This window comes from Sulfitobacter sp. 1A12779 (assembly GCF_043557315.1).
Lineage (GTDB): Bacteria > Pseudomonadota > Alphaproteobacteria > Rhodobacterales > Rhodobacteraceae > Sulfitobacter > Sulfitobacter faviae.
In genome coordinates, this window is record NZ_JBIFFU010000002.1 from 34,497 (window position 1) to 60,799 (window position 26,303).

The 26,303-nt window shown below is 64.2% G+C and carries 28 protein-coding genes; 13 read left to right on the forward strand and 15 right to left on the reverse strand.

The window, feature by feature from the left end:
- Positions 1-16: 16 nt before the first annotated feature.
- Genes ACGYLQ_RS02810 through ACGYLQ_RS02825 form a run of 4 tightly spaced genes read right to left on the reverse strand, consistent with a single transcriptional unit; the run spans position 17 to position 3,687 of the window.
- Entirely contained in the window at positions 17-1,165 is a 1,149-nt protein-coding gene (locus ACGYLQ_RS02810; RefSeq protein ID WP_394440296.1) for an acyl-CoA dehydrogenase family protein, read from the reverse strand.
- A 23-nt stretch (positions 1,166-1,188) separates the two neighbouring features.
- Positions 1,189-1,401, reverse strand: coding sequence for a hypothetical protein (locus tag ACGYLQ_RS02815; RefSeq protein ID WP_067261198.1), 213 nt, complete (start codon positions 1,399-1,401; stop codon positions 1,189-1,191).
- Positions 1,402-1,451: 50 nt separating this feature from the next.
- Positions 1,452-3,233 carry an acyl-CoA dehydrogenase C-terminal domain-containing protein gene (locus ACGYLQ_RS02820; RefSeq protein WP_394440298.1) on the reverse strand — a complete coding sequence of 594 codons (1,782 nt, stop codon included), beginning with the start codon at positions 3,231-3,233 and terminating at the stop codon, positions 1,452-1,454.
- A 52-nt stretch (positions 3,234-3,285) separates the two neighbouring features.
- The gene (locus ACGYLQ_RS02825) at positions 3,286-3,687 is read right to left on the reverse strand and encodes a MerR family DNA-binding transcriptional regulator (RefSeq protein ID WP_067261195.1); all 402 of its coding nucleotides are present in this window, start codon (positions 3,685-3,687) and stop codon (positions 3,286-3,288) included.
- Positions 3,688-3,872: 185 nt separating this feature from the next.
- Here ACGYLQ_RS02825 and ACGYLQ_RS02830 point away from each other — a divergent pair, with 185 nt between their 5' ends.
- Both ACGYLQ_RS02830 and ACGYLQ_RS02835 read left to right on the forward strand, forming a co-directional pair.
- Complete coding sequence (locus tag ACGYLQ_RS02830) at positions 3,873-4,634, forward strand: LuxR C-terminal-related transcriptional regulator (RefSeq protein ID WP_394440300.1); 762 nt, start codon at positions 3,873-3,875, stop codon at positions 4,632-4,634.
- A gap of 99 nt (positions 4,635-4,733) precedes the next feature.
- On the forward strand, positions 4,734-4,958 hold the full coding sequence (locus tag ACGYLQ_RS02835) for a hypothetical protein (RefSeq protein ID WP_394440302.1): 225 nt from the start codon (positions 4,734-4,736) through the stop codon (positions 4,956-4,958).
- A 21-nt stretch (positions 4,959-4,979) separates the two neighbouring features.
- Here ACGYLQ_RS02835 and ACGYLQ_RS02840 read toward each other — a convergent pair whose 3' ends face one another.
- Complete coding sequence (locus ACGYLQ_RS02840; RefSeq protein WP_394440303.1) at positions 4,980-5,360, reverse strand: MerR family DNA-binding transcriptional regulator; 381 nt, start codon at positions 5,358-5,360, stop codon at positions 4,980-4,982.
- A 118-nt stretch (positions 5,361-5,478) separates the two neighbouring features.
- Between ACGYLQ_RS02840 and ACGYLQ_RS02845 the strand changes: the two genes are divergently transcribed.
- From ACGYLQ_RS02845 to ACGYLQ_RS02855, 3 genes are read left to right on the forward strand one after another with little or no spacing between them, the layout of a single operon-like run.
- Positions 5,479-5,901, forward strand: a complete 423-nt coding sequence (locus ACGYLQ_RS02845; RefSeq protein ID WP_394440305.1) for a PaaI family thioesterase — start codon at positions 5,479-5,481, stop codon at positions 5,899-5,901.
- The gene (locus ACGYLQ_RS02850; protein WP_209218213.1) at positions 5,898-6,410 is read left to right on the forward strand and encodes a PaaI family thioesterase; all 513 of its coding nucleotides are present in this window, start codon (positions 5,898-5,900) and stop codon (positions 6,408-6,410) included. The genes ACGYLQ_RS02845 and ACGYLQ_RS02850 overlap by 4 nt, the downstream gene beginning before the upstream one ends.
- A 22-nt stretch (positions 6,411-6,432) precedes the next feature.
- Positions 6,433-7,785, forward strand: coding sequence for an MATE family efflux transporter (locus ACGYLQ_RS02855; RefSeq protein ID WP_394440874.1), 1,353 nt, complete (start codon positions 6,433-6,435; stop codon positions 7,783-7,785).
- Here ACGYLQ_RS02855 and arsC read toward each other — a convergent pair.
- From arsC to ACGYLQ_RS02870, 3 genes are read right to left on the reverse strand one after another with little or no spacing between them, the layout of a single operon-like run.
- A complete protein-coding gene (arsC, locus tag ACGYLQ_RS02860) occupies positions 7,782-8,123 on the reverse strand; it encodes an arsenate reductase (glutaredoxin) (protein ID WP_394440307.1) in 342 nt (113 codons plus the stop codon). The two genes, ACGYLQ_RS02855 and arsC, sit on opposite strands and share 4 nt — an antisense overlap.
- Positions 8,120-9,163, reverse strand: coding sequence for a quinone-dependent dihydroorotate dehydrogenase (locus tag ACGYLQ_RS02865; protein WP_394440309.1), 1,044 nt, complete (start codon positions 9,161-9,163; stop codon positions 8,120-8,122). Before ACGYLQ_RS02865 ends, arsC begins: the two co-directional genes overlap by 4 nt.
- Positions 9,160-9,510 carry a DUF952 domain-containing protein gene (locus ACGYLQ_RS02870; RefSeq protein ID WP_394440311.1) on the reverse strand — a complete coding sequence of 117 codons (351 nt, stop codon included), beginning with the start codon at positions 9,508-9,510 and terminating at the stop codon, positions 9,160-9,162. The genes ACGYLQ_RS02865 and ACGYLQ_RS02870 overlap by 4 nt, the downstream gene beginning before the upstream one ends.
- A gap of 129 nt (positions 9,511-9,639) precedes the next feature.
- On the opposite strand from ACGYLQ_RS02870, the gene ACGYLQ_RS02875 reads away from it, so the two are divergent.
- Positions 9,640-11,199, forward strand: a complete 1,560-nt coding sequence (locus ACGYLQ_RS02875; protein WP_394440313.1) for a bifunctional metallophosphatase/5'-nucleotidase — start codon at positions 9,640-9,642, stop codon at positions 11,197-11,199.
- Between the two features lie 178 nt (positions 11,200-11,377).
- A complete protein-coding gene (locus ACGYLQ_RS02880; RefSeq protein ID WP_271688085.1) occupies positions 11,378-11,791 on the forward strand; it encodes a VOC family protein in 414 nt (137 codons plus the stop codon).
- Positions 11,792-11,861: 70 nt separating this feature from the next.
- Here ACGYLQ_RS02880 and ACGYLQ_RS02885 read toward each other — a convergent pair whose 3' ends face one another.
- Positions 11,862-12,194 (reverse strand): hypothetical protein, encoded by a 333-nt coding sequence (locus ACGYLQ_RS02885; protein ID WP_394440315.1) that lies wholly within the window; start codon positions 12,192-12,194, stop codon positions 11,862-11,864.
- Between the two features lie 86 nt (positions 12,195-12,280).
- Positions 12,281-13,180, reverse strand: coding sequence for a LysR substrate-binding domain-containing protein (locus ACGYLQ_RS02890; RefSeq protein WP_394440317.1), 900 nt, complete (start codon positions 13,178-13,180; stop codon positions 12,281-12,283).
- Positions 13,181-13,277: 97 nt separating this feature from the next.
- On the opposite strand from ACGYLQ_RS02890, the gene ACGYLQ_RS02895 reads away from it, so the two are divergent.
- Positions 13,278-14,501, forward strand: a complete 1,224-nt coding sequence (locus ACGYLQ_RS02895) for an acyl-CoA dehydrogenase (protein ID WP_394402948.1) — start codon at positions 13,278-13,280, stop codon at positions 14,499-14,501.
- Positions 14,502-14,633: 132 nt separating this feature from the next.
- A complete protein-coding gene (locus ACGYLQ_RS02900; protein WP_394440319.1) occupies positions 14,634-16,808 on the forward strand; it encodes a thiamine pyrophosphate-dependent enzyme in 2,175 nt (724 codons plus the stop codon).
- Between the two features lie 144 nt (positions 16,809-16,952).
- Here the strand turns inward: ACGYLQ_RS02900 and ACGYLQ_RS02905 are convergent, their stop codons facing one another.
- From ACGYLQ_RS02905 to ACGYLQ_RS02920, 4 genes are read right to left on the reverse strand one after another with little or no spacing between them, the layout of a single operon-like run.
- A complete protein-coding gene (locus ACGYLQ_RS02905) occupies positions 16,953-18,185 on the reverse strand; it encodes a mandelate racemase/muconate lactonizing enzyme family protein (protein ID WP_394440321.1) in 1,233 nt (410 codons plus the stop codon).
- A gap of 23 nt (positions 18,186-18,208) precedes the next feature.
- Complete coding sequence (locus ACGYLQ_RS02910; RefSeq protein WP_394440323.1) at positions 18,209-19,051, reverse strand: NAD-dependent epimerase/dehydratase family protein; 843 nt, start codon at positions 19,049-19,051, stop codon at positions 18,209-18,211.
- Positions 19,052-19,063: 12 nt separating this feature from the next.
- Entirely contained in the window at positions 19,064-19,843 is a 780-nt protein-coding gene (locus tag ACGYLQ_RS02915; RefSeq protein ID WP_394440325.1) for an HpcH/HpaI aldolase/citrate lyase family protein, read from the reverse strand.
- On the reverse strand, positions 19,840-21,042 hold the full coding sequence (locus tag ACGYLQ_RS02920; RefSeq protein ID WP_394440327.1) for an NAD(P)/FAD-dependent oxidoreductase: 1,203 nt from the start codon (positions 21,040-21,042) through the stop codon (positions 19,840-19,842). Before ACGYLQ_RS02920 ends, ACGYLQ_RS02915 begins: the two co-directional genes overlap by 4 nt.
- A gap of 208 nt (positions 21,043-21,250) precedes the next feature.
- Between ACGYLQ_RS02920 and ACGYLQ_RS02925 the strand changes: the two genes are divergently transcribed.
- The 4 genes from ACGYLQ_RS02925 (at position 21,251) to msrB (ending at position 23,780) form a co-directional block, all read left to right on the forward strand.
- On the forward strand, positions 21,251-21,799 hold the full coding sequence (locus tag ACGYLQ_RS02925) for a sigma-70 family RNA polymerase sigma factor (protein WP_394440329.1): 549 nt from the start codon (positions 21,251-21,253) through the stop codon (positions 21,797-21,799).
- Positions 21,796-22,488 carry an anti-sigma factor domain-containing protein gene (locus ACGYLQ_RS02930; protein ID WP_394440331.1) on the forward strand — a complete coding sequence of 231 codons (693 nt, stop codon included), beginning with the start codon at positions 21,796-21,798 and terminating at the stop codon, positions 22,486-22,488. Before ACGYLQ_RS02925 ends, ACGYLQ_RS02930 begins: the two co-directional genes overlap by 4 nt.
- A 172-nt stretch (positions 22,489-22,660) precedes the next feature.
- Complete coding sequence (locus ACGYLQ_RS02935) at positions 22,661-23,215, forward strand: fasciclin domain-containing protein (protein WP_394440333.1); 555 nt, start codon at positions 22,661-22,663, stop codon at positions 23,213-23,215.
- A gap of 82 nt (positions 23,216-23,297) precedes the next feature.
- The gene (gene msrB / locus ACGYLQ_RS02940) at positions 23,298-23,780 is read left to right on the forward strand and encodes a peptide-methionine (R)-S-oxide reductase MsrB (protein ID WP_394440335.1); all 483 of its coding nucleotides are present in this window, start codon (positions 23,298-23,300) and stop codon (positions 23,778-23,780) included.
- A 54-nt stretch (positions 23,781-23,834) separates the two neighbouring features.
- Here the strand turns inward: msrB and hrpB are convergent, their stop codons facing one another.
- Complete coding sequence (gene hrpB / locus ACGYLQ_RS02945; RefSeq protein WP_394440876.1) at positions 23,835-26,276, reverse strand: ATP-dependent helicase HrpB; 2,442 nt, start codon at positions 26,274-26,276, stop codon at positions 23,835-23,837.
- Positions 26,277-26,303 lie beyond the last annotated feature (27 nt).

Below are 26,303 nucleotides of genomic sequence, written 5' to 3' on the forward strand. Positions count from 1 at the left end.
TTCAACCCGCGCACGGCTAGAGGTTGCGCGCGATCAGTTCCTTCATGATCTCGTTCGTGCCGCCGTAAATGCGCTGCACCCGCGCGTCGGCCCACATTTCGCCGACGGCATATTCCTGCATGAAGCCGTAGCCGCCGTGCATCTGCAAGCAGACATCCAGCACCTCGCCTTGGGTATCGGTGAGCCAGTATTTCTGCATTGCCGCCTTGTCGACGCTGAGTTCGCCGCGCAGGTGTTCCGCGATACATTCGTCGAGGAAGGCGCGGGCCACCGCGGTCTTGGTTTTGACCTCGGCGAGTTGGAACCGCGTGTTCTGGAACTGGGTCAGCGGGCCGCCGAAGGCTTCGCGTTCCTTGCAGTATTGTATCGTGCGCGCCACGGCGCCTTCCATGGCGCCCACCGCGCCGCAGCCGATGATCAGGCGTTCCTGCGGCAGTTGCTGCATCATCTGGTAGAAGCCCTGGCCCTCGTCTTGACCGAGGATGTTTTCGGGCGGGATCTCTACGTTGTCGAAGAAGAGCTCGGAAGTGTCGGCGGCGTGCAGGCCAATCTTGTCGAGGTTGCGGCCGCGCTGGAAGCCTTCGGCCTTGTCGGTCTCCACGACGACGAGGCTGACGCCCTTGGAACCTTCCTTGGGGTCGGTCTTGGCCGCCACGATGATCAGGTTGGCGTGCTGGCCGTTGGTGATGAAGGTCTTTTGCCCCGAGAGTTTGTAGGCGTTGCCCTCGCGGATCGCCTTGGTCTTGATGCGCTGCACGTCCGAGCCGGTCGAGGGTTCAGTCATCGCCAGCGCGCCGACCAGCTCACCCGAGACCATCTTGGGCAGCAAGCGTTTTTTCTGGTCCTCTGTGCCATAGGCGAGGATGTAATGCGCCACGATGCCGGAGTGAATGCCGTGGCCCCAGGAGGCGAGGTTGGCGCGGGAGCCTTCGATCAGGATCGCCGCCTCATGGCCGAAATCGCCACCAGCGCCGCCGTATTCCTCGGGCACCGAGGGGCAGAGCAGGCCGAGCTCTCCGGCCTGTGCCCATATGTCGCGGTCCATCTGGCCCTGTTTGCGCCATTTTTCGAAATGCGGCGCCCATTCGGTGTTGATGAACTGCGCCGTCATGTCGGCGATCATCTGGTGTTCTTCGGTCATCCAGCTGGATGTTTTGGTCTGCATCTTCTGGCCCCCTCCCCAAGGGTTCAGCGTTTGCGGGCGTCCAGTTCGGCGTTGAACAGGCGCAGCCGCGCGATCAGGTTTTCCTCGTTCATGACCGAGTTGAAATTCTCGAACAGGAACGACAGCGCTTCCCCCTCATCAAGACCTGCGTCGGTGCTGAACTTCTTCAGCCTGCGGTAGCCTTCCTCGGTCATGGCGACGGGGAAGCGGCGGGTCAGGCGGAAGCGTTTGGGCATGGTCTCTCCGGGTGTTGGGCAGGGTGGGGGGCTTGCCCCCACCCCCCGTTTTAGAAGTTTGCGGCCTCCAGCGCCATGACCGTATCCGCGCCCGATTGGATGCGGGTCAGGTGCAAGGCCGTGGCGGGCAGTTGGCGCGCCATATAGTAGCGGCCGGTGGCCAGTTTGGTCTCGTAGAAGGTGGCGTCGCCGCTGCCGTTCTTCAATGCTTCTTTCGCCGCCAGACCCATCTTGGCCCACATCAGGCCGAGGCAGACATGACCGAACATATGCATGAAGTCATTGGACCCGGCGAGCGCGTGGTTGGGGTTCTTCATGCCGTTCTGCATGAAGTACATGCCCGCCGATTGTAGATCCTTGCTGGCCGCCTTCAGGGGTTCAAGGAAGGCCGCGTCGAATTCGGCGTCTTGGCCCGCATTGTCCTTGATGAAGCCCTTCACGAGGTCGAAGAAGGCCATGACGTGCTTGCCGCCGTCCTGCGCCAGTTTGCGGCCCACGAGGTCAAGCGCCTGCACGCCGTTAGCCCCTTCGTAGATCTGGGCGATGCGGGCGTCACGGGTGAATTGGGACATGCCCCATTCCTCGATATAGCCGTGGCCGCCGTAGACCTGCTGCGCCTTCACGGTCATGTCGTAGCCTTGGTCGGTCAGGAAGCCCTTGATGACCGGGGTGAGCAGCGACACCAGGCCATCAGCGTCCTTATCCTCGGCGCGGTGCGCCGCGTCGATCATCGTGGCCCCCCAGAGGATGAAGGCACGGGCGGCTTCGACGAAGCTTTTCTGGTCCATCAGCGAACGGCGGATGTCGGGGTGCACGATCAGCGGATCGGCGGGTTTTTCGGGGGCGACGGCACCGGTGACGGCACGGCCCTGCAGGCGGTCCTTGGCGTATTCCAGCGCGTTTTGATAGGCCACCTCGGCCTGAGCCAGACCCTGCATGCCGACGCCGACGCGGGCTTCGTTCATCATGGTGAACATGGCGCGCATGCCCTTGTGTTCGGTCCCCAGCAGATAGCCGGTGGCGCCGTCGTAGTTCATCACGCAGGTCGAGTTGCCGTGGATGCCCATTTTCTCTTCGATGGAGCCGACGGAGACGCCGTTACGCTCCCCCAAAGACCCATCTTCGGTGACCATGAACTTGGGCACGATGAAGAGCGACACGCCCTTGATGCCCTCAGGTCCGCCTTCGATCTTGGCCAGCACGAGGTGGATGATGTTGTCGGCCATGTCATGCTCACCCGAGGAGATGAAGATTTTCTGGCCAGAGATCTTGTAGCTGCCATCGTCCTGCGGCGCGGCCTTGGTGCGCATCAGGCCCAGATCGGTGCCGCAATGCGGCTCGGTCAGGTTCATGGTGCCGGTCCACTCGCAGGAGACCATCTTGGGCAGGTAGGTGTCTTTCTGCGCGTCGGTGCCATGGGCAAGGATCGCCGAGGCCGCACCATGCGTCAGACCTTGGTACATGGTGAAGGCTTGGTTCGCCGCCGAGAACATCTCACCCACAGCGGTGCCGAGGACGTAAGGCATGTTCTGCCCGCCGTAGGCTTCGGGCATGTCGAGGCCGGGCCAGCCGCCTTCTTTCACCTTTTCAAAGGCTTCCTTGAACCCTTTGGGCGTGTAGACGACGCCGTTTTCCAGACGGCAGCCTTCCTTGTCGCCCACGACGTTCAGCGGGGCGAGCACTTCGGAGGTGAGCTTGCCTGCCTCTTCAAGGATGGCGGAGGTGAAATCGGGCTCCAGCTCATCATAGCCGGGGGTCTTGCTTTCGGTCACCTTCAGCACGTCGTGCAGAACGAATTGCAGGTCTTTGGTGGGGGCTGTGTAACTGGGCATCTTTGCTCTCCGGGTCGTCTTTTTATGGATGTGAGGGGCGGCGTCGCCGGGGTTATTCGGCGGCGCGGCGGGGTTGGTTCATGGAGGCGATCATCTTTTCCCCCCATTTCAACTGATCCTTGAGGTCTTCGATGGCCTCGTTCAGCTCTTCGCGGCGCGACTCGAGGTCGGCCAGACGGGCACGGGCGATCTCATAGGCCGCGGCGATCTGCGTCTGTTGCTGGTCGCCCATATGATAAAGGTCGAGCAGTTGGCGGATTTCTTCGAGGCTGAAGCCAAAGCGCTTGCCGCGCAGGATCAGCTTGAGCCGGGCGCGGTCGCTTTTGGTGAACAGGCGTTTCTGGCCCTCGCGCAATGGGAAGAGCAGCTCTTTCGCTTCGTAGAACCGCAGGGTGCGGGGGGTCACTTCGAAAGCGTCGCACATCTGGCGAATGGTCAGCGTGTCGGCGGTCATCTCATCACTCTCCAATCGTCGTTTCATGACTTCAGTTGGGGGCTGGCATTCCTGATACAATGGGAGTTGACGTTGACGTAAGTGATACGTTGCGTCACTTTATGCGCAGGGTAATTTCCTTTAGGTTTGAAAGGATGATGGGCGTGCGCCGCCGCCACGGCGCTGGGCATTAGAACGGGTGGGAGATGGCAAACCTCGATCAAAGCGGGCCGGAGACGTTGGACGGATTGGTTCACTGTGCGCAGAACGCCACCTCCGCGGCGCGCCTTCTGGCTTGCGGCCTTGCCTATTATCAAGGTCGTGGAATTGATCTGGTCAGCTATCACGGGGACAGCCCCGGCGCGCCTGCGATCCTTTATCAGTTCGACGGGAAGGGCGCGGTAGGGGCGCAGTGGCATTCGCAGTTTTTGGATGTGGAGAAGCTGCGCGAAAGCCCGGTGGAGGCGCTGGCCCGGCAACAGGTGATGCCGATTTACTGGTCGGATGTGGCCCGCACGGCGCGGCTTACCTCTGCGGAAGGCCTCTATATGAAAGGATTGATGCGGCGCTACCCGAATGACGGCATTTCCCTTAGGGTGCATGGCCCGGGCAGGGATTCCGCCGTGGTAGGACTGGGGTTTGCCGCCAAACAGGCGCGTCTGTCGCCGGAGACGTTGTACAAACTTCTCAGCGCCGCCCAGATCGCGCATCTGCGCTATTGCGTCTTGGCCGAAAGCCAATCGCCGCGGGATTTCGGCCTGTCCCCGCGCGAGATTGAGGTGTTGGAGTGGATCGCAACCGGCAAGAGCAATGGCGTCATCGCCGAAATACTTGGGATTTCGCCTCATACGGTCGATACGATCGTGCGGCGGATTTTCTCCAAGCTTGAGGTGAATGACCGCACCACCGCCGCCATTCGCGGGTTGGGGGCGGGGCTGCTGCGCCGCCCGAAAGAGGGCGCGCCCTAGGGCAAGGTTGACCTCGCGTCGCTGTCGCGTGACTGCGTGACATGACCCCACGTCGTGGGGGCTGTAGGTGCGGGCGCTCGACCTAAAGAGGCACGAGGCATGTCAGAAAAACAAGAGCAGACAGGTAGCGGGGCTGAAAACGGTTCCGTGGCAGAAACGCGCGCGCGCGTGCTTGCAGAGCTGAAAGGCGCGTCCGAGACCATCGAAAACGGCGCATTCGATCTGGCCGGAGACGCGAGCGCGGATGTGGTGTCCGATCTCATCCGCATCACGGCGGATTTGCAGATGCTCATCGGGCAGTTGGCGCAGCGCAACAGCCGCTGAGCCCGCCGCTCAGCCAGCCGCTCAGCTCTTGTCCGAGGCGATGGCCGCGGCGGTGTCGTCGCGCAGTTTTTGCAATTCCGCCATGGCTTCGTCCAACTGGCGGCGCTGTTCGGCCAGTTCTTCCAATTGACCATCGGCCATGGTGACCCAAGTGCGCATCTGCGCCTCGGTCCCCTCTTTTTCGTAGATTAGCAGCCACTGGCGGATGTCCTCCAGCGCGAAGCCAAACTTGCGGCCGCGCAGGATCAGCTTCATCCGCGCCCGTTCGCGCGGGCCATAGAAACGCGAGCGCCCCTCACGGTGCGGTTGCAGCAATTCGATATACTCGTAATAGCGCAACGTGCGTGGCGTCACGTCAAATGCCGCGCACATCTCTTTGAATGTCAGGCGTTCATCGTTCAAAGCATCTTCTCCCTTCCGGCAAACTATGGTCACGCGCGGGGATGCGCAACAGGCGGTCTTGCCCTTTGGCTATCTCGCCCTGATAAAGGACAAAACCAGAGGCAGAGGGTTGGGTTGCATGTCCGACAAATTAAAGCTGGCGCGACAGTTCATTCAGGCGCTGCCCCATTCCATGGCACTGGGGATGGAGTTGCAGGAGTTGGGCGATGGTTCGGCTGTGATTACCATGCCCTATGACGACAAGCTGATCGGCGACCCAAAGACCGGTGTGATCAGCGGCGGCGCGGTCTCGGCCCTGATGGACACCTGCTGCGGCGCTGCGGTGATGAGCCACCCCAGCAACCCCGCGGCCACCGCCACGATGGATCTCAGGATCGAATATCTGCGCGCCGCCACACCGGGACAGACGATCATCACCCGCGCGACCTGCTATCACGTCACCCGTTCGGTGGCCTTCGTGCGGGCCACGACAACGGATGAGGACGCCGACAACCTTGTCGCCACGGCAACCGGCACTTTCACCGTGGAGGGGCACACATGACCACACGTCGCAAGCCGGAGCCGGTTCAGGTCATCAAGCAACGCCGCGACGGGGTGCTGCGCGCCATGGTCGAAGGCGTGCCCTACATCCGCTTTCTGGGCATCGAGTTCGAGCGCCGTGGCGATGAGCTAACCGGCATCATGCCCTTTTCCGAGCAACTGATCGGCAACCCGATCCTGCCTGCCCTGCACGGCGGGGCCACGGCGGCCTTTCTTGAGGCGACCGCGATCATCACCCTCAGCTGGGGGCTGATCTGGGAGGATATGGAAAGCGGCGCGCTCGATCTGGACAATCTGGATGCCGACCACTTGCCGCGGCTGCCCAAGACGATCGATTTCACCGTGGATTACCTGCGGTCGGGCCTGCCGCGCGATGCCTATGCGCGGGCGCGGATCAACCGGTCGGGGCGGCGCTATGCCAGTGTCCATGTCGAGGCATGGCAGGACAACCGCAGCCGTATTTTCGCGCAGGCCACAGGCCATTTCCTGATGCCGCAACGGCGTGGCTGAGCCGCAATCAGAGACGGAGCCGCTGACCGAGGCAGAGGTGCGCGCGGTTGAGCGTGGCACGCTGGTGGCGCGTGATGTGGTGACCCACCGCCGCGTGCTCAAGATCGCGGTTCCCATTGTCATCTCCAACGCCACCGTGCCGATCCTCGGCGCGGTCGATACCGGCGTGGTGGGGCAGATGGGCGCCGCTGCCCCGATTGGCGCGGTGGGGCTGGGGGCGATCGTCCTCTCGGCGCTTTACTGGATTTTTGGCTTTCTGCGGATGGGCACCGTGGGCCTCACCGCGCAGGCGGCGGGCAATGGCGAAGAGGGCGAGGTCGCCGCATTGCTGACGCGCGGGCTTTTGATCGGCGCGGGGGCGGGGCTGGCCTTGATGGCGCTGCAATGGCCGCTTTTCTGGGCCTCGTTCCAGATCGCCCCCGGATCGCCCGAGGTTGAGGGGCTGGCGCGGCAATATATGGCGATCCGCATCTGGTCTGCCCCCGCTGCCATCTCGATCTATGCAATCACCGGCTGGCTCATCGCGCAGGAACGCAGCCGCGCCGTGCTGGTGTTACAGGTCTGGATGAACGGGCTGAATATCCTGCTGGACCTGTGGTTTGTGCTGGGCCTCGGTTGGGGTGTCGAAGGCGTCGCCATCGCCACCTTCCTTGCGGAGTGGAGCGGCGCGGCCTTGGGCCTGTGGTTCTGCCGCGCGGCTTTCGCAGGGGTGGCGTGGCGCGATTGGGCGCAGGTCTTTGACGGGCCGCGCTGGACGCGCATGATGCAGGTGAACACCGATATCCTGATCCGCTCGCTTTTGTTGCAGGCGATCTTTGTCTCCTTCCTCTTCATGGGGTCGGGCTTGGGCGATGTGACCTTGGCGGCCAATCAGGTGCTGTTGCAGTTCCTGATGATCACCTCCTACGGGCTGGACGGTTTCGCCTTCGCCGCCGAGGCGATCATTGGCCGGGCCTACGGCGCGGGGCAGCGCGATGTGCTGCGGCGCGGGGCGGTGCTGACCTCCGCTTGGGCGCTGTTGGTCAGCTTGCTGTTATCGGTGGTCTTTGCCGTCAGCGGTGGCGCGATCATTGATCTGATGGCCAAGGCCCCGCAGGTGCAAGATCTCGCTCGGGTCTATCTGCCCTATTTGGTCGCGGCGCCGCTGCTGGGTTGTGCGGCCTATATGTTCGACGGCATCTTCATCGGCGCCACGCGGTCGCGCGACATGTGCAACATGATGCTGGTGTCATTTCTGATCTATGCCGTGACCGCGCTGGCATTGGTGCCAAGCCTGGGCAATCACGGGCTTTGGATATCGCTTCTGGCGTCCTTCGTGGTGCGCGGCATCACCTTGGCGCTGCGCTATCCGGCGTTGGAGCGCGCGGCGGGTTAGAGCAGCGCCTGCACCGCTTCGGGCGGCCGGCCGATCACGGCGCGGCCATTGTCAAAGGCGATGGGGCGTTCGATCAGGATCGGATGGGAGGCCATGGCGTCGATCAGGGCCTCTTCGGGGCTGTCCTTGGTCAGGCCCAACTCTTTGAACAGCTTCTCGCCCGTCCGCATCATCTTGATCGCAGGCAGGCCAAGGGTGTCGCGGGCGGCGATGACCTCATCCCGTGTCGGCGCGTCTTCGAGGTAGCGGCGGAGGGTGACTTTCCCCCCGGCTGCTTCGATCAGGGCCAGCGTCTGCCGCGATTTCGAGCAGCGCGGGTTGTGCCATAGGGTGATCATAGCCAATCCTCGCGTTTGCTGCCCACGGCCTCGGCCACGTTGGCGAAACCGTCGCGGGCCAAGAGCGCGTCCAACCCGGTGGTGATCTCTCGCACCAGTCCGAGACCGCCGAAGACCAGCGCGGTGTAAAGTTGCAGGGCAGAGGCCCCGGCGCAGATCTTGGCATAGGCGGTCTGCGCGTCCGACACCCCGCCGACGCCGATCAGCGGAATATCCGTCAGCCCCGCCAGCCGCGCCAAGACGCGGGTCGAGCGGTCGAACAGCGGCGCACCGGACAGACCACCCGCCTCGCCTGCATGGGCGCTGGCAAGGCCAGTCCGGTCAAGCGTGGTATTGGTCGCGATGATGGCAGCAACGCCCGAATTTTGGGCAACCTCGGCCACATCCTCAATCTCGGCTTCGCTAAGATCGGGGGCGATTTTCAGGAAAACCGGCGTGGCGCCGCGCACGTCCATCACCCCTTCGAGCAGGGCCGAGAGCGCCGCCTTGCCCTGAAGATCGCGCAGCTTCTCGGTATTGGGGGACGAGACATTGACCGTCGCGAAATCGACGTGATTGCGCGCGGCGGTCATCACGCGGGCAAAGTCGGCGGCGCGGTCTTGGCTGGTCTTGTTCGCACCAAGGTTCAGCCCCACCGGCACCCCCGCACCCCGGCGCGAAAGCCGGGCGCAGATCGCCTCCATCCCCTCGTTGTTAAAGCCGAAACGGTTGATCGCGGCGCGATCCTCGGTCAGGCGAAACAGGCGCGGGCGCGGATTGCCGGGCTGGGGCAGGGGCGTGGCGGCCCCCACTTCGACAAAGCCAAACCCGGCGCGGGAGAGGGGGGCGATTGCAGTGGCGTTCTTGTCAAACCCCGCCGCCAGCCCAACAGGGTTCGGCAGGTCCAGCCCGGCAAGCGTGGTGTGCAGCCGCGCCGAAGTCTGCGGCCCCGGCGCGGGCGCAAGCCCCGCCCGCAGCGCGCGGATCGCCAGACCATGGGCCGCTTCGGGATCGACCCGGTGCAGCGCCCGCAGGCCCAGCTTTTCCAAGAGCGGCGTCATTTGCTGGCCTCGCCCAATCCTGCGGGGAATTCATGCACGCCACCCACCAGCGGCAGGGGCTGCGCCCAGACTACGTCTTCGATCTTGAGCGGGCGGTAGAGATGGGGAAAAAGCGCGCCGCCGCGCGAGGGCTCCCATTTCAGCGCATCGCCCAGAGCGTCGGCCTCAAGCGCGAGCAGGAAGAGACCGTCCTCCCCCTTGAAATGTTTGGCAGCGGTTTCCGCCGCCTGTTCGGCGGTGGAGAAATGCACATAGCCATCGGTGACATCGATCGGCGCCCCGTCCGAGACCCCATTCTTGCGCAGCGCAGCCCATTCGTCTGCGCGGAATATCTTGAAAATCAGCATGGCTTCTGATGCCCGCCGGGCGGGGCGGGGTCAAGACCCGCGGGTGACCATAGGGCAGGTCATATGACCTTTGACACGGGCCAAACCCCGCGCCACGATACCGGCATAACAAGCAACAGGGGAACTATCATGAAACGATTCCTGACCGCGACCGCTGCGCTGGCTTTGACCAGCGGCATGGCGGCGGCAGAGTATAATCTGACCATTCTGCATACCAATGATTTCCATGACCGGTTCGAGCCGATCAGCAAATATGACGGCCCCTGCAGCGCCGAGGAGAATGCCGAGGGCAAATGCTTTGGCGGTGTCGCGCGGATGGTCACCGCCATCGAAGCCGCCCGTGAACGCGCCGGAGAGAACCACCTGCTGCTGGATGCGGGCGACTGGTTCCAAGGCTCGCTTTTCTACACGCGCTACAAGGGCGACATGGCAGCCGAGTTCATGTCGAAGCTCGACTATGACGTGATGGCCGTGGGCAACCACGAGTTTGACGACGGCCCCGAGGGGCTGGCCGATTTCGTGGCCAAGGTCGATTTCCCCGTGCTCTCGGCCAACATCGACGTGACCGGTGTCGAGGGGCTGGAGGGCGAGATCGGCAAGTCCACCGTGCTTGAGGTTGGTGGAGAGCGGATCGGCATCGTTTCCGTCCTTGCCGAGGACACGCCCGAGACCTCCTCGCCCGGGGCGGAGGTGATCTTCTCTCCCGCAGCGGATGCGGCACAGGCCGAGATCGACGCGCTGACCGAGGATGGGGTTAACAAGATCATCCTGCTCACTCACATCGGGCTGGCGGGCGACAAGCGGCTGGCCGAGGAGTTGACCGGGGTTGACCTGATCGTCGGCGGCCATTCCCACACGCTTCTGAGCAACAGCGAGGAACGGGCCGAGGGCGCTTACCCGACCATGGTCAACGACGTGCCGATCGTGCAGGCCTATGCCTACAGCAAATATCTGGGCGAGCTGAACGTCACCTTTGACGATGCGGGGGAGGTCACGTCGATCTCCGGCGATCCGATCCTGCTCGACGCCTCGGTCGAAGAGGATCAGGCGACGGTCGATCTGGTGGCCGAACGCGCCGCCCCGCTGGAGGAGTTGCGCCAGAAGGTCGTGGCCGAGACATCGGAAACCATCGAAGGCAGCCGTGACATCTGCCGCGCGCAGGAATGCGCCATGGGCAACCTTGTCTCCGACGCGATGCTGGACCGGGTGAAGGATCAGGGCATCGACGTGGCGATCTCCAACGCGGGCGGTCTGCGCGCCTCCATCGACGCGGGCGAGGTGACCATGGGCGAAGTGCTGACCGTGCTGCCGTTCCAGAACACGCTCTCGACCTTCCAGATCAGCGGTGCGACCCTGATCGAAGCCTTGGAGAATGGGGTGAGCCAGTTGGAAGACGGCGCGGGCCGTTTCCCGCAGGTGGCGGGCATGTCTTATACCTTTGATCCCAAGGCCGAGCCCGGCAGCCGCATCAGCGATGTGATGGTTGGCGGCGAACCGATTGATCCCGAAAAGACCTATGGCGCCGTGTCCAACAACTATGTCCGCAATGGCGGCGACGGCTACGCGATGTTCAAGGACGCCGAGAATGCCTATGACTTCGGCCCCGATCTGGCGGATGTGACGGCGGAGTATCTGGCGAAGAACGGCAGCTACAAGCCCTACACCGATGGCCGCATCAAGATGAAGTAAGGGTCTCGGGCCTTGGCGAGAGGGCGCGTCCAGCGGGGCGCGCCCTTTTTGTTTGTGAATAGCCGGGCAGGGCTCTTGATTCCGGGCGGATGCCTAGGCTGCGCGTCCCCCCGCAAGCCGGCCCCTTGCACCTCTCCCGCCAAGGGATACACATGCGGTAACCAAACAGGAGACCGCTATGCTCACCCCCTTCCACCTTGCCTATAACGTCCGCGACCTTGATGAGACCCGCGCCTTCTACGGCGATGTGCTGGGCTGCACCGAAGGCCGGTCGACCGAGACTTGGGTCGATTATTCCTTCTTCGGACACCAGATCTCCATGCATCTGGGTGAGCCTTTCAAGACAGAGGCCACCGGCAAGGTCGGTGAGCATATGGTGCCGATGCCGCATCTGGGCGTCGTCCTGCGGATGGAGGATTGGAAGGCGCTGGCAGAGCGGCTGAAGGGCGCAGAGGTCGACTTCGTAATCGAACCCTCGCTGCGTTTCGAAGGAGAGCCGGGCGAGCAAGCGACCATGTTCTTCCGCGACCCGTCGGGCAATCCGATTGAGGTCAAGGGGTTCGCCGATATGGACCGCGTTTTTGCCCAATAAGGCCAAGCGCTGAAACGACAAAGCCCCGCTGTCACAAGCGGGGCTTTGAAGGGCTGAAACCGGTGCGGGCTCAGTCGAAGCTGATCGCCCCTTCGAAAGCAGGCTCTTCCAAAGTCTGCCCGCTGAAGCTGGTCGGGGTCTGTGCGGTGATGTCGAGCGTGTAGCTGCCGTTCACGGGGATCGGGCCGCTGGTCCAAGCCTCATCCTCGCCAGTGATCGTATGGCTGCCGGTGGCGTTATTGGTAAAGACCACCTGATCGCCCGGCTGCACATGGGACAGCGATGGGAAATAGGCGCCGTCGACGATCAGCACGTTGCGGCTTTCGGCCATGGCGCCAGCGGCGCAGAGGCTCAGGGCAAGGGCCAGAGCGCCGGTGCTTTTGCGGTATGAACTTAGCATCATCTGCTCCTTTGGAACGCCCGATGCGGGCGGGTTAGCCGGTTTCATACAAGGTAAATGCGGCATAACTTGGGCCAGCTTTGCGCGGCTCACCCCGCCGTCGCAGGCTCCGCCTGTTGGGCCAGCCAGCCGCGGAATGACGCAAGCGCCGCCGTCTCATCCCGGTCGTCAGGCCAGACGAGGTAGTAGTTGCCGATGCTTTGCGTGGTGGGCGACGCCGCCAGCACCAATTGCCCGTCGCGCAGGTAGGGGCGGGCGAAGAAGGTCGGCAGCAGCGCCACCCCCAGCCCGTGAATCGCCGCCTGCGCCATGGTCGAGAATTGGTCGAACATCATGCCGCCCGGCGGCTCATCCGTCACCCCGAGCGAGGACAGCCAGCGCGCCCATCCGCGTGGGCGGGTCTCCAGATGAAGCAGCGGCAGATGGCGCACGTCGCGTGCATCCTCCAAGGGTGCGGGCAGCAGATCGGGCGCGCAGACCGCCACCACCGTTTCCGGCAAAAGCGGGAGGTAGCGCACGCCGGGCCAATCTTCATGACCAAAATGAATGGCGGCGTCGAATCGGCTGCCCGCAAAGGCAAAGGGACGCAGCCGGGTCGATAGGTTCACCGTCACCTCCGGGTGGTCCCGCGCGAAATCGCGCAGGCGCGGGGCCAGCCAATGCATCCCGAAGGCAGGCAGGATCGCCAGATTAAGCGTGCCGCCCGTGGGGTTTGTCCGAGTCGAGACCGAGGCCTGCGCCAACCGGTTCAGGATGTCGCGCACCTGCGTTACATAATCCAATCCCGCCTGCGTTGGCGTCAAACGGCGGCCCTGACGGATCATCAGCGTTACGCCCAGCTGTTCCTCCAGCGTCTTGATCTGACGGCTGACCGCGCTCTGCGTGAGGTTCAATTCCTGCGCCGCCGCCGTGGCGGTGCCGAGCCGCACGACCGCCTCGAAAGACAGCAGGGCCGAGATCGAAGGCAGGAAGCGGCGCGGCGCGATCATATGACTTTTTCTCATGAACTCAGGACAAAGCAGCGATAGAGTTCGCGCCGCCGATTTGCAATACTGCCGCAAATCACATCACCCGAAAGGATGCATCATGACCGCTGACGCCCCCAAGCTGCGCGCCAAGGACAAACCCGATCTTGGAACCTTCGATTGGCAGGATCCCTTCCGCCTCGACAGCCAATTGACCGAAGACGAGCGCATGATCCGCGACAGCGCCCGCGCCTATGCGCAGGAAAAGCTGCAGCCGCGCGTGATCGAAGCCTTTGCCGAGGAAAAGACCGACCCGGAGATCTTCCGCGAGATGGGCGAGATGGGCCTTCTTGGCGTCACCATCCCCGAGGAATACGGCGGTCTGGGCGGCAGCTACGTCTCCTACGGTCTCGTTGCGCGTGAGGTCGAGCGCGTGGACAGCGGCTACCGCTCGATGATGTCGGTGCAGGCGAGCCTCGTCATGTACCCGATCTATGCCTATGGCTCCGAGGAGCAGCGCCAGAAATACCTGCCCAAGCTCTGCTCGGGCGAATGGATCGGCTGCTTTGGCCTGACCGAGCCCGATGCGGGTTCCGACCCCGCGGGCATGAAAACCCGCGCCGTGAAGACCGAGAATGGCTACAAGCTGACCGGCTCCAAGATGTGGATCTCGAACTCCCCCATCGCCGATGTCTTTGTGGTTTGGGCCAAGTCCGAAGCCCATGACGGCAAAATCCGCGGCTTCGTGCTGGAAAAGGGCATGAAGGGTCTGAGCGCGCCCAAGGTCGGCAACAAGCTTTCCTTGCGCGCCTCGATCACCGGCGAGATCGTCATGGACGGTGTCGAGGTCGGCGAAGATGCGCTGCTGCCGAATGTGCAGGGTCTGAAAGGCCCGTTCGGCTGCCTCAACCGCGCCCGCTACGGCATTTCTTGGGGCGCGATGGGTGCCGCCGAGTTCTGCTGGCACGCCGCGCTGCAATACGGGCTGGATCGCAAGCAGTTCAACAAGCCGCTGGCGCAAACGCAGCTGTTCCAGAAGAAGCTGGCGGATATGATGACCGAGATTTCGCTCGGCCTTCAGGGCTCGCTGCAGGTGGGCCGTCTGATGGATGCCGCCAACGCCGCGCCTGAGATGATCTCAATCGTCAAACGCAACAACTGCGGCAAGGCGCTCGACGTCGCCCGCATGTCGCGCGACATGCACGGCGGCAACGGCATCTCGGGCGAGTTCCAGGTGATCCGCCACATGATGAACCTTGAGACGGTGAACACCTACGAGGGCACCCATGATGTGCACGCGCTGATCCTGGGCCGCGCCCAGACTGGCCTGCAGGCGTTCTTCTAAACACTGGCTTCGGGGGGGGGCACTCCCCCCCGGCCACCGAAAATACTTATGGCCAGAAAGAGGGGCGGCGCCTTTCTTTCTGGCCGACATGCTTTCGCCGAGAGCGATGAATTTCTATTTCCAAGAGGCCCCATGGACCGCGTTGCCATCGTTCATGAGAACTTCCTCCGTCGCGTTGCGGCGGGGGATTTTCCCGATTCCACCCATTCCGAAAAGGCGCTGGAGCGCGACCAGTTGGAGCAGCTCTACCGCGCGCAGGTGCTGAGCCGGGCGCTCGACCTGCAAAGCCGCGTCATGCAGAAAGAGGGGCAGGGGTTCTACACTATCGGTTCCTCCGGCCACGAGGGGATGGCGGCGGTGGCGGCGGCGCTGCGCGTCGATGACATCGCCTTCCTGCATTACCGCGATGCGGCCTTCCAGATCGCCCGGGCCGATCAGACCGGCGGGCAGGACATGATGCGCGACATGCTGCTCAGCTTTGCCTGTTCGGCGGAGGACCCGACCAGCGGCGGGCGGCACAAGGTGCTGGGCTCGCGCCCTCTGATGATTCCGCCGCAGACCTCGACCATTGCCAGCCATCTGCCCAAGGCGGTGGGGGCGGCGCATTCCATCGGCATGGCGCGGCGGCACCGGCCCGAGCACGCGATCCTGCCGCGCGATGGCATTGCCATGTGCAGCTTCGGCGACGCCTCGGCCAATCACTCCACCGCGCAGGGGGCGATCAATGCCGCCTGCTGGACCGCCGTGCAGGGCGTGCCGCTGCCGCTGCTCTTTGTTTGCGAGGACAACGGCATCGGCATTTCGACCAAGACGCCGACGGGCTGGATCAAGGCGTCGATGTCTGCCCGACCGGGGTTGAAGTATTTCGAGGGCGACGGGCTTGATCTTCACGCGGCCTATGCGGCGGCGAAGGAGGCGGCGGATTACGTGCGTGTTCACCGCAAGCCCGCCTTCCTGCACCTGCGCACCGTGCGGCTCTATGGCCATGCCGGGGCGGATGTAGCGACCTCCTATCTGCCCCGCGCCGAGGTGGAGGCAGATGAGGCCAACGACCCGCTGCTGCATTCCGCGCGGCTGCTGGTGGAGGCCGGGGCGTCTGCAGAGGAGGCGCTGGCGATCTACCGCGATACGCAAGCCGCGGTCGCGAAGGCGGCTGACGAGGTGGTGAAACGCCCCCGGCTGAAGACGGCGTCGGACGTCATGGCGAGCCTCCTGCCGCCCAAGCGCGGCTGTACCCCCAGCAACGGGCCGAGCGCCGAGGCGCGGGCTGAGACCTTTGGCAGCGACATGGGGCAGATGGATAACCCCCAGCCGATGTCGCGGCTGATCAACTGGGCGCTGCACGACCTGATGCTCTCCCATCCCGAGACCATGCTGATGGGCGAGGACGTGGGCCGAAAGGGCGGTGTCTATGGCGTCACCCAGAAGCTGCAGAACCGTTTTGGCCCCGGACGGGTGATCGACACGCTGCTGGACGAGCAGAGCATCCTCGGCCTCGCCATCGGCATGGCGCATAATGGCTTTTTGCCGATGCCGGAGATCCAGTTCCTCGCCTATCTGCACAATGCCGAGGACCAGCTGCGCGGCGAGGCGGCGACTTTGCCCTTCTTCTCAGACGGGCAGTGGAGCAACCCGATGGTGCTGCGCATCGCGGGGCTGGGCTATCAGAAAGGGTTCGGCGGGCATTTTCACAACGACAATTCGCTGGCCGTGCTGCGCGACATTCCCGGCATTATCATCGCCTGCCCCTCGGCAGGGGACGACGCGGCGATGATGCTGCGCGAGGCGCACCGTTTGGCGCGCGAGGAGCAGCGCGTTGTGGTCTTTGTCGAGCCCATCGCGCTTTACCCGATGCGCGACCTGATGGAGGCCGGGGACGGCGGCTGGATGCGGACCTACCCGGCCCCGGATCGGCGGATCGGGCTGGACGAGGTCGGCGTCACGGGTGCGGGCGGTGATCTGGCGATCGTGAGCTATGGCAACGGGCATTACCTGAGCCAGCAGGCGGCGCGGGATCTCGCCGAGGCAGGTGTTGATGCGCGGGTGATCGACCTGCGCTGGCTGGCGCCTTTGCCGGAGGATGCGTTGATCGAGGCCATCGGGGATCGTCCGGTGCTGATCGTGGACGAGTGTCGTCGCACGGGCGGGCAGGCCGAGGCGCTGATGGCGCTGATGGCTGAGCGCGGTGTGGCAAAGTTTGCTCGGCTGACGGCGGAGGACAGTTTTATCGCCACGGGGCCTGCTTATGCGGCGACACTGCCCTCACGCGAGGGGATCGTGGCGGCGGCGCGGGACTTGCTGGGGTAGCTGAGGGCCAGCGCCTGCCCGCGGGTCGGCGATCCGCGGGTGCCTTATGCCACTTTATGGTGCAACCTCGGCGCGCCTTCGCGAAGTTGTGCCAAGCCCCGCCAAATCGCCTACCCGGGGGGCGGGCAGGCGATGGCCCGGCGCCTAGTGGCTATCCGTCGGTGCGCCGCCTTGGAAATTATTCCCATTCACATAATCGCAAGGCTCTTCGCGCATCTCCAGATGCAGGCCATCGCCGGTATAAGGATGCGCGCGCGCGAGTTCCTCATCGACTTCGATCCCCAGACCGGGCGCCGTGGGGGCGGTGATGAAGCCGTCCTCCACCCGGATCGACCCTTTGATCAATTGGTCATGGAACGGCGTCTCGATACATTCGCACATCAGGATGTTCGGGATGGCGGTGGCAAGCTGCACATTCGCGGCCCATTCCACCGGTCCGGCATAGAGATGCGGCGCCACTTGCGCGTTATAGACCTCGGCCATGGTGGCGATCTTCTTGGCCTCCGCGATGCCGCCCACACGGCCAAGGGCCGGTTGCAGGATCTCCGCCGCGCCCGCCCGCAACAAAGGCGCGAATTCGGCCTTGGTGGTCAGCCGCTCGCCCGTGGCCACAGGGACGCGCACGCCGCGCGCGACCTTGGCCATCTGCTCAGGCGCGTCTGGCGGGATCGGCTCTTCGTACCACAGCGGGCTATAGGGTTCGATCGCTTGGCCCAGCCGGATTGCGCCCGCGGTGGTGAACTGCCCATGGGTGCCAAACAGCAGATCGGCACGGTCGCCCACCGCCTCTCGGATGGCCTTGCAGAACGCCGCGGAGGTGCTGATGTCCGACATCGCAGGCATATGCCCGCCGCGCAGCGTATAGGGGCCGGCGGGGTCGAATTTCACCGCCGTATAGCCGCGCGCCACGCAATCCGCCGCCGATTCCGCCGCCATCTCGGGCGAGGTGCAGAAATCTGCCATGCTGTGATGCGGCAGCGGGTAGAGGTAGGTATAGCCGCGCACCCGGTCATTGGTGCGCCCGCCGATCAGCGCATGCACCGGGCGGCCGCGGTCCTTGCCCAAGATGTCCCAACAGGCGATCTCTAGCCCCGAAAACGCGCCCATGACGGTCAGGTCTGGCCGTTGGGTAAAGCCCGCGGAATAGGCACGGCGGAACATTAGCTCGATATTCTCGGGGTTTTCGCCCTGCATATGGCGGGCAAAGACATCTTCGATCACCGCGCGCATGGCGTCGGGCCCGACGCTGGCAGCATAGCATTCGCCCCAGCCGGTTACGCCGGTGTCGGTGGTCAGTTTGACCAATATCCAATAGCGCCCGCCCCAGCCGGGGGCGGGCGGGGCCGTCACGATGATATCGAGGTCTTGCAGTTTCATGACGGTCCCTTTCGTTTGGCCGCTTAGGTCTCTTTCTTGTCGTCGACGATGGTCATCTGCGCGATGCCGCTTTCGCCCAGATCGACCTTGGCGAAGGGGCCGCCGTGGCACATCTGGCCGGGGTCGGTGATGTCGACCGGGCCTTCCTCGGCCAGCACTTTTTCGGCGAATTGCTCGGCGTTGTCCTTCGGGCGGTAGCCGAGGAAGGAGGCTTTCGAGTTGTCCACCGGGGCGCGGTCGTTGTTAGACACACCGTAGATCACCGAGAATCCGACCGAGGGCGTGTCCACCGCGCGGGTCACCAGTTGGATCAGATCGTCATAGCTGAGCCACGAGCCGAGCGCGCGGGAGTTGTTGACCTGTGCCGCGCTTAGGATGCGCAGATGCACGGATTCGAGTTGGCGCTTATCCCAATACATGGAGCCGAGGTCTTCGGTGAAGCATTTGGCGAGGCCGTAGAAAGTATCGGGCTTGTGGGCCGCGTCGATGCCGATGAAATCGGCCTTCTTGTGCATCCCCACCGCATGGATCGATGAGGCATAGACCACCCGGCGCACCCCGGCCTGATAGGCCGATTCCCAGACGTTGTAGGAGCCGACGAAGTTCGGGCCGAGCAGTTCCATGAAGGGTTTTTCATCCACGATGGCGCCGAAATGCACCACCATGTCAGCGCCCTCCATCAGGGCCGCGACCTCGTCGTAGCTCGCCAGATCGGCCTTCTGATAACGCTCACCGTCGTAAAGCTTGCCAATGTCCTCGGCGATGTCGGAGCTGACCAGTTCTTCACACATCGCGGCCAGCGGCTCGCGCAGGTAGGAGCCGAGGCGCCCGGCGGCGCCCGTCAGGACCAGTTTCTTAAATTTCATAACATCTTCCTTTCACGTCTCAGAAATCTTGTCGCGCACCTTCGCACGCAGGGCATCGGCCCCTTGGGCCAAAAGACCCACATCCGTGCCGCAGGCGACAAAGGTGAAGCCTTCGTTCAGCAGTTGGGCGGCGAAATCGGGATCGGTGACCAACGTGCCGACGGGAATGCCCTTGTCCATCAAGAGTTTGGCGGCGGGGCGGATGACCTCCCAGACCTCGGGGTGCAGGGTCTGGCCCAGATGGCCCATGTCGGCGGCGATATCGGCGGGGCCAAAGAAGATACCGTCGATCCCCTCAACCTCGGCAAAGGCGGCGGCGTTTTCAACGGCGGCGCGGGTTTCAAGCTGGATCAGGATGGCGGTCTGGTTCTCGACCTCGGCGTTGTAATCCTTAACCCGGCCAAATTGGTTGGCGCGGTTCAGCCCAGCCACGCCCCGAATGCCGCGCGGTGGGTAGCGGCAGGCGGCCACGGCGGCGCGGGCCTCATCAGGTGTCTCCACCATGGGAAACAGCAGCCCCGGCGCGCCGAGGTCCATCAGCCGTTTGACCTTGACCGCATCGTTCCAGTCGGGCCGCACCATCGCCGTGGTCTCACTGCCCGAGAACGCCTGCAACTGCCCCAAGACCGAGGCCATGTCGCTGGGCGCATGTTCCATATCCAGCATCACCCAGTCATAGCCCGCATGGGCCACCACCTCGGCCGCATAGCCGTTGGAGAGGGAGACCCAGAGGCCAAGCTGCTTTTGCCCGGCGCGGATGGCCGTGAGGAAGCTGTTCTCGCGCAATTTCATATCACGGCCCTTTCGACGAATTTCTCGGAACGCACGATCCGCGCGTAGTCCAGCGGCGTCAGGTCGAGCGTGCGGTAGCCGCCATGGGTGATCAACTCTGCCGTGCCGCGCCCGATGGCGGGGGCCTGTTGCAAGCCGTGGCCGGAAAAGCCGTTCACAAAGACGAAGTTCGCGACCTTGTCGTGCCACCCCAAAATCGCGTTCTGGTCGACGGTGTTATAGGCGTAATGGCCGACCCATTCATTGATCACCTTGACCCGCTCAAAGGCCGGAACGCGGGTGGCGATGGTGGGCCAGACCTTCTCTTCCCAGATCGAATGGTCGAAGGTGAAATCGTCATAGGCCGCGTCATAGTCATCCTCTGGCGGGCAACCGGCCATGTAATATTTGCCTTCTTGGCGCATATGCACGCCGCTGGGGTCAATGGTCAGCGGCAGGTCCATCTCAAGCGGCTCGGCGGCGTCGAAGATGAAGGTGTAGCGTTTGCGCGGCACCACGGGCAGGGTGATCCCGGCCATCTGCGCCGTCGCCGCCGCGCGGGGGCCGGAGGCATTTACCACCGTCCCGCAGGAGACCGTCGCGCCGGACTTCAGCGTCACCGCATCCACGGCGCTGCCCGCAGGGTTCAGCACCATGCCCGTCACCTCGTCATGCACAAAGGTCACGCCGCGGCGCTTGGCCATGCGTTTGAACCAGTCGAACATCGTGCCGCCGTCGAAATAGCCCTCATCCACCGTGTTGTGATTGGCAGCGATCACATCGTCGAGCATGTAGAAAGGATAGCGCGCGGCGATCTCATCCTTGGTCATATGCTGGGTATGGGCGCCCATGGAGGTCTGGATGCCCTGCGCCTCGCGCAGGGTCTGGGCAAACTCGGGCGTGTCGGCAAGATAGAGGTAGCCAAAGCTCTGCAGCGCCAGTTCCGGAACCTCGGGATCGTCATGCATGAAGTGACGGAAGTTTTTGATGAACTCGGCCCCGAACTGCGAAATCTGGATGTTCACGGGGGCGCTGAACTGCTGGCGGATGCAGGAATTCGTATGGCTGGTCGAGGCGAATTCATAGGTCGGATCACGCTCGACCACCAGCACCTCGCCGTCGAACCCCGGCGTGTTGGTCAGCCACCAAGCCAAAGCCGAGCCATAGATGGCCCCGCCCACGATCACCACGTCATAGGACGTCTCAAGCGCGTTTTGCATGCACAGTCTCCCTTTGCGCATTCCCCTCTGAATCGTGGGTAGCCGAAGCATTCAAAGCCTGCAATCTTTGTGAAGCGCGGCGCGAATTTTCGTTTTACGGCGATGGGTTGCGCCTGTGCCCATGGATAAGGCAGGGTTGACATTTACTGCGGCTGTCGCACCATGCGCGCGATGCCGCAACACAGATGACCGCCCGAAGGAGTGGCCCTTGGACAGCGACCGTGAAGAGATTGAACGTCTGATTGCAAAGGTCGCATTGGGGGACCGTGCCGCCTTTGAGGCGCTTTATGATCGGGTGTCGGCGAAACTATTCGGGGTCTGCCTGCGTGTGTTGGATACACGCGCCGCAGCAGAGGATGCCATGCAGGACAGTTTCGTCAAAATCTGGAATAATTCCGACCGCTATCAGGCCAATGGCCTGTCGCCGATGACGTGGCTGATCACCATTGCGCGTAACACCGCGATCGACCGTTTGCGCGCCACCCGCAAGGGCCATCAGGACATCGACACGCCGGGGCTGGAACTGGCCGCGCCGGGGCCGAACCCTGAGCAATCCGCCGTGGCCGCGTCAGAGGCCAAGCGGCTGACCAATTGTCTGGATGATCTTGAAGCGGATCGCGGTGCAGCGGTGCGCGGGGCGTACCTTGATGGCGACAGCTATGCCGAGCTTGCGCAGCGTTTCAACGTGCCGCTCAACACCATGCGCACATGGCTGCGCCGTGGTTTGATGGCCCTGCGGGAGTGTATGAGCATATGAGCGACACCGCCATCACCCCGCCCGAAGACGACGATCTGCTGGCCGCCGAAATGGCCTTGGGCCTGTTGGAAGGCGAAGACCGTGCCGCCGCACGCGCCCGGCTGATGCAAGACCGTGATTTCGCCCGCCGCGTGGCCGATTGGCAGGAGCGTTTCGTGGCGATGACCGACGATATCGCCCCCGTCGCCCCGCCTGCGAAGCTGCGCCGCGCGCTGATGGCGCGGCTCTTCCCCGTGCGGCAGGTGCCGCTGTTGCAGCGGCTTTGGCTGTGGCAGGGGATTTCGGTGGCGGCTTTGGCCACTGTGGCCTTACTTGCCCTGCCGATGCTGCGCGAGCCGCCGATGCAGCCCCCGGCAGAGGTCTATGCCACCCGCATGGCGGCCGAGGACAGCGCGCTGGAATTGCTGGCCGTCATGGATATGTCGCGCGGCGATATCGCGCTGCGCCGTGTCTCGGGCGACGCGCCCGCGGGCCGCGTGCTGGAGCTTTGGGCAATCCTGCCGGATCGTGCGCCGATTTCTTTAGGCGTGCTGCCTGAGGGGGAGGTCAACCGCGTGGCCTTGCCCGCCGATCTGGCGCCCGAGGCGGCGCAGATCACGCTGGCCATCACCGATGAGCCGCCCGGCGGCGCACCCGGCGGTGTCCCCACCGGGGAGGTCATGGCCGCTGGTGCTGTGGCGGAACTCTAAACCCCCGAAACGCCCTGCTTTGATTAAGCGGGGCGTTTCATTTTTCATTTCTCTTACAACGCGTTATGATTTTGTTGCGAATTTTCTGAACCATTCTGAAACTCCTCTCACCTCTGCCCCGTGGGTCCAGTATCGCCGCCCACAACGGGAGGCATTCAAGGGAGGAAACCCAATGAAGACGCTCAAGACATTCGCCGCCGCCACCGCCACTGCCGCTCTGCTGGCCACCGGTGCCATCGCCGCCAATCCCGAAGTGGGCGGCGCGCCCATGTTCGAGAATAAGAACATCGTCGAGAACGCCGTGAACTCCGCCGATCACACCACGCTGGTCGCCGCCGTCAAGGCTGCCGGTCTGGTCGACACGCTGGCCTCCGAAGGGCCGTTCACCGTTTTCGCCCCGGTCAACTCCGCCTTTGACGCGCTGCCTGCGGGCACTGTCGAGACCCTGCTCAAGCCCGAGAACAAGGACATGCTGACCAAAGTGCTGACCGCCCATGTGGTGGCCGGTAAATGGTCCGCCGCCGACATCGCCGCCAAGGCACGCGCCTCCAGCGATGGGTTCTACCACTTCAACGCCGTCTCCGGCGATGCGCTGTCGGCGCAGGTGAAGGGCAGCAACGTCTATATCATCGACGAAAGCGGCAATGCCTCGCGCGTGACTATCGCAGATGTGAACCAGTCCAACGGGGTGATCCATGTTGTAAACAGCGTGCTGGTGCCCAAATAAGAGGCAATCCATACCCCTGTTGCCGGGCCAGTACCCCCATGCTGGCCCGGCGCTATCCCACCCGAACGCGAGGAGTAACACCATGAACAGACGTCATTTTCTGACATCGACCTTTCTGGGCGCCACCGCCATCGGGTTGGGCGCGCGCGGCGCATCGGCGGCCTATGTCGAGGGCGACTTCGAGATTACCCGCAGCGAGGCCGAGTGGCGCGCGATGCTGAGCGACTTGGAATATGCGGTCATGCGCGAAGGCGATACGGAGCGCGCCTTTACCAGCCCGCTGAACGACGAGAAACGCCCCGGCACCTTCATCTGCAAGGGCTGTGATCAGCCGCTTTACGATGCGGCGACCAAGTTCAAAAGCGGCACCGGCTGGCCGAGCTTTTATCAGCCGCTCGACAATGCGGTTGAGACCATGGCCGACAACAGTTTCTTCATGCGCCGGACCGAGGTGCATTGCGACCGCTGCGGCAGCCATCTGGGCCATATCTTTGATGACGGGCCAGAGCCTACGGGCAAGCGGCATTGCCTCAACGGGGTCTCGTTGAAGTTCGTCGCGGCTTAACAGATAGGTCTCACCCCAACGGATCGCGCGCCGCTTTCGGCGCGCGTTGTCTTGTCAGGTGCCGCGCGGTTTGGCGCGCAGGGTCGGGTCCGCCACCGTGGGGTCTTCGGGCCAGGGGTGACGCGGATACCGCCCGCGCATGTCCTTTCGCACATCGGCATAGGAGCTTGCCCAAAAGCCGGGGATATCCATCGTGACCTGCACCGTGCGCTGCGCAGGCGACAGCAGGGTGACTTGCAACGGCTGGCCGCCCACCGTCGGGTGCCGCGTCACGCCGAACATCTCTTGCAAACGTAGCGCGATGCCGGGGGTCTCTCCGCTGTAGTCGATGGCCACGCGCCGCCCGAGCGGGGTTTCAAAATGGGCAGGGGCCGAGCTGTCCAACTCTTGTTGCTGCTCCCAGCTGAGCCGGGCTTTGAGCGCCGGGGTGATATCGAACCCTTTCCAATCGGCGCTGCTGCGCACGCCCGCCAGATGCGGCAGCAGCCAGTCTTCCAGCGTCTCCATCAGATGCGCTTCGCTGAAATCGGGGAAGGGCGCGGGCATCAGCCGGGCGCGGGCCAGAAACAGCGCCGCCGTCTTGCCGGGGTTCAGCCCCAATTGCCGCACACCGTCCAGCATCGCGACCGCCACTGCATCGGCGGGCGCATCGGGCCATGTGCGGTCCTCCAGAACCAGCGCACCAAAGACCTCTTGCTTGCGGGTCAGCACACGCCCCTCGCGGCGCGACCATAGGCAGACATCTTGCCAGCGGATTTGATCGGCGAAGGTAGCGCGCAACTCGGCGTCCGAGATCAGCGCCGCCTGCCGGATACGCGCCTCACGCGGGTCGCCGTCGAGATCGGTGGCCACCAGGAGCCGCGCGCCCGCCATCGGGTCGGCCTCTGGCAGCACGGCGCCTTTGCCGCCCGAGAGTACATAGCGCGGTGCCTCGCCCTTGCGGCGCAGGCCGACACGGTCGGGGTAGGCGAGGGCCGCCAGCACGCCTAAGGAGTCCGGCCCGTCGCCCTTCGCACCGCGTGCCAGACGTTTCGCCTCGGCCTTGATGCGGGCCAGCGTCGGAGCATGGGGCGGCGTGGCAGTGCGTTTTCCGGCCAGCGCGTCCATCCGCAGCGCAAGATCGACGGGCGCGCCGCGCATCGGGTCCCGTTCGGCAAGAAGGGCTGCGAGCATCGGTGCGCGAGGGCCGCCGCGCGCCACCATATGCGCCAGTCGAGGGTGAAGGGGGAGTTTCGCCAAGGCGCGGCCATGTTCGGTGATGCGCCCCGCAGCGTCCAGCGCGCCCAGCATCTGGAGCACCGATTGCGCCTCGGCCAGACGGCCTGCGTGGGGCGGGGTGACGAAGCTCAGATCACTTGCCTGCGCACCCCATAGCGCCAGTTCCAACGCGAAACCGGTGAGGTCGCCGGCCTCGATCTCGGCCGGGGGGAAGGCCGCCAGTGCGCCTTCCTCGCCCCGGGTCCAGAGCTTGTAGGCCACCCCGGTATCAAGCCGCCCGGCCCGGCCCGCGCGCTGCGTCGCCTCGGCGCGGGTCACCCGCTCGGTCACCAGCCGGGACATGCCTGAGGCGGGATCGAAGAGCGCGCGCCGCGCGCGGCCCGCGTCAACGACGATGCGGATGCCCTCGATGGTGAGGGAGGTCTCGGCGATGGAAGTCGCGAGCACCACCTTGCGGCCCGAGGGCGCGGGCGCGATGGCGGCCTGCTGCGCCTTGAAGTCGAGCGCGCCGAAGAGCGGGGCGAGGGTGCAATCTGCGGACAGGGCAGGGCGCAAAAGCGCCTCGACCCGGCGAATCTCTCCCTCGCCGGGCAGAAAGACCAGCGCGGAGCCGGGCGCCTCCGACAGCGCCTTCAGCGTGAGGTCGGCCACGGCGTTCTCTAACCTTTGCTTGCCCATCGGCTTGTCGAGCCAGCGCGGTTCAACCTCGAAACTGCGCCCCTCTGAGGTTACGATCGGCGCCTCCATCAGCGCGGCCACCGGGGCGGCGTCGAGCGTGGCGGACATGGCCACCAGCATCAGGTCGTCGCGCAGCGCGCCTGCAACTTCGAGCGCCAGCGCGAGGCCCAGATCGGCGTTGAGGGAGCGTTCGTGAAATTCGTCGAAGATCACCGCGCCGACGCCCGGCAGGTCGGGGTTGTCCTGCAACATGCGGGTCAGGATGCCCTCGGTGACGACTTCGATGCGCGTGGATTTCGACACCGCCGAGGCACCGCGCACGCGAAAACCGACGGTCTGCCCGGTCTCCTCGCCAAGGCTTTCTGCCATCCGCGCGGCGGCGGCGCGGGCGGCGAGGCGGCGCGGCTCCAGCATCAGGATGCGGCCCGGGGTCAGTCCGGCCTCCAGCATCGCCAGCGGCACCCCCGTCGTCTTGCCCGCGCCCGGCGGGGCTTGCAGCACGACGCGGCCCTTGTCGCGCAGGGCGGCGATCACATCCGGCAGAACGGCGTCGATGGGCAGGGCGAAATCAGCGTTGGACATGGCGCGGTTATCGGGCATCGCGCGCGCCGCGCCAAGGGTGGGGAT